Source organism: Noviherbaspirillum suwonense (assembly GCF_900182955.1).
Taxonomy (GTDB): Bacteria; Pseudomonadota; Gammaproteobacteria; order Burkholderiales; family Burkholderiaceae_D; genus Noviherbaspirillum_A; species Noviherbaspirillum_A suwonense.
Genome location: NZ_FXUL01000073.1, coordinates 1 through 1,234 on the forward strand (window position 1 = coordinate 1; position 1,234 = coordinate 1,234).

At 68.7% G+C, this 1,234-nt stretch carries 2 protein-coding genes; both read right to left on the minus strand.

Annotation, left to right across the window (positions count from 1 at the left end; all coding sequences use genetic code 11):
- Nucleotides 1–105: 105 nt before the first annotated feature.
- Entirely contained in the window at nt 106–927 is an 822-nt protein-coding gene (locus QOL82_RS29135) for an alpha/beta fold hydrolase (RefSeq protein WP_283445824.1), read from the minus strand.
- 37 nt (nt 928–964) lie between these two features.
- Nucleotides 965–1,234: aspartate racemase/maleate isomerase family protein (locus tag QOL82_RS29140; protein ID WP_488158817.1), on the minus strand; the 270-nt coding region annotated here is incomplete at its 5' end.

Below are 1,234 nucleotides of genomic sequence, written 5' to 3' on the forward strand. Positions count from 1 at the left end.
CGGTCACGGTCTGGCCGGCTTCGAGCTTGGACAGCGTGAGCACCTGGGTCCAGGCGCGGATCATGTCATGGTCGCTGATCATGGTGGTTTCCTTTCGATGCGGGTTTAGAGCGGCGCGCCCAGGAAGTCGCCGAAGGCGGCGTAGAAACCTTCCTCGTCGTCCCACGGGATCATGTGGCCGGCATTGGCGACGAAGCTGGTCTGCAGGCCGGGCAGCAGGCCGCGCAGTTCGTCGATGTCGGCCGGCAGCACCACGTCGCCGCGGCCGGCGGTCATCAGCATGGCTGGCACGGCGATGTCCGGCACGTCGGCATGGAAGTCGCCGGTGTGGAATTCCTCGAAGCTCGCCAGGATCGCGCGTTCGTCGCAGGTATGCAGCCATTCGGCGCGCAGGCGCAGCTGGTCCTCGGTCCAGGTCGGGCAGTAGGCGCGCATGCCGTCGATGCCGATGCCGGCGCGGGCCTCGCGCATCGAGTCGACGTACCACGGCAGCTTGGCCGGGTAGGCGCGCCGTCCCGGGCCGGAAACCGGCGGGTCCACCATGACGAGGCGGCTCAGGCCCGCCGGATGGCTGCGCGCGGCGCGGGCGGCGATGCGGCCGCCCATTGAATGCCCGACCAGCGCATAGCGCTTCAGTCCCAGCGCCTCGGCGAATGCGGTCACGTCCGCTGCCTGCGCGGCGACGCTGTAGTCCAGCGTGTCCGATGCTTCCGACAGGCCGCGGCCGCGGACGTCGAGGATATAGGTGTCGAATTGCCGGCCGAAGCGCTCGCCGACGAAGCCCCAGGTCACGGCCGGGCTGGTAATGCCCGGGATGATGATGAGCGCGTCGCGTTCGCCGCGCTGGCCGTCGCTGCCGCCGTAGCGCAGGTAATGCTGGCGGATGTCATTGGCGCGCACGTTGGCGCCGTAGAGAAAAGTGCTCATCGTCGATCCTGTCTGCGGAGTGGAAGTCATGAAGGGATCAGTATGCACCGGACAGCAGCGCGCCGGCGCCGGGCACATAGGTGTCGAGGTCCAGCGCCTTGAGCATCGCGTAGGTGGTGGCAATCGCCGCCGTCACCACCGGCTTGCCCGTCATCGCCTCGACCTGCGCGACCGCCTGCAGCGACGGCATCTGCACGCAGGCCGACAGCACGATGGCGTCGACCCCGCTGATGTCCATCCCGGCCACGATGCCCGGCAGCCGGGACGGGTCATGCCGCCCCACTTCCAGGTTGTCCGGGATCTCCAG

Coding starts and splice junctions, on each gene's coding strand:
- QOL82_RS29135 (WP_283445824.1), bottom strand. CDS start 927: ATGAGCACTTTTCTCTACGGCGCCAACGTGCGCGCCAATGACATCCGC.